Source organism: Pseudoalteromonas sp. AOP7-A1-14, from assembly GCF_052376275.1.
GTDB lineage: Bacteria > Pseudomonadota > Gammaproteobacteria > Enterobacterales > Alteromonadaceae > Pseudoalteromonas.
In genome coordinates this window covers 1-460 of the sequence record NZ_JBQSVO010000296.1, presented here as the reverse complement: position 1 = coordinate 460, position 460 = coordinate 1, and the positions used below count along the sequence as shown (strand labels likewise).

The following is a 460-nucleotide window of genomic DNA, read 5'->3' as shown; positions in this document are numbered from 1 at the left end:
AGCTAACGCCCGCCACACAGGCGAGCTTGCGAGTCCAAGGCACGTAGTGCCTGTTTGTGCTGGCGCTTGTTAGGATTTTTTAGTTTTCGTAAGCGCAACGCCAACTCCAGTCAAACAAATAATTAATATTAAAGAAAGAGGCCAATAAGCAGTCCATTGGATAGGTAAGCCAGAACTATCCGATGGAAGAAGCCACATCAATGCTATCGTGGTTAAGCTTAATGTGGCACCTGAAAAGCCAAAATGAACTACCAAGTTTCGCGCTTTAGTTAGCACAAACAACAACGCTAAGATAAAGAACGGAGCGCCATAGAAAATCAGTCCATATACCATCAAACCAAAGAAGCTAGCTTGATTGTGAAACCCATTAAATAGTACATAGCACGTAACTGCGAAACTAAATAAAATCGGGATAACCAAGTAAAACCCAATAACACGCAATATCTTAATCCTAACGCCC

Annotated in this window: 1 protein-coding gene; it reads right to left on the bottom strand. The window is 42.2% G+C overall.

The genetic code is table 11. The features are described from left to right. Positions 1-69: 69 nt before the first annotated feature. Positions 70-460 (bottom strand): hypothetical protein (locus ACT3RM_RS18185; protein ID WP_444511555.1); only part of this gene is annotated, 391 nt, incomplete at its 5' end.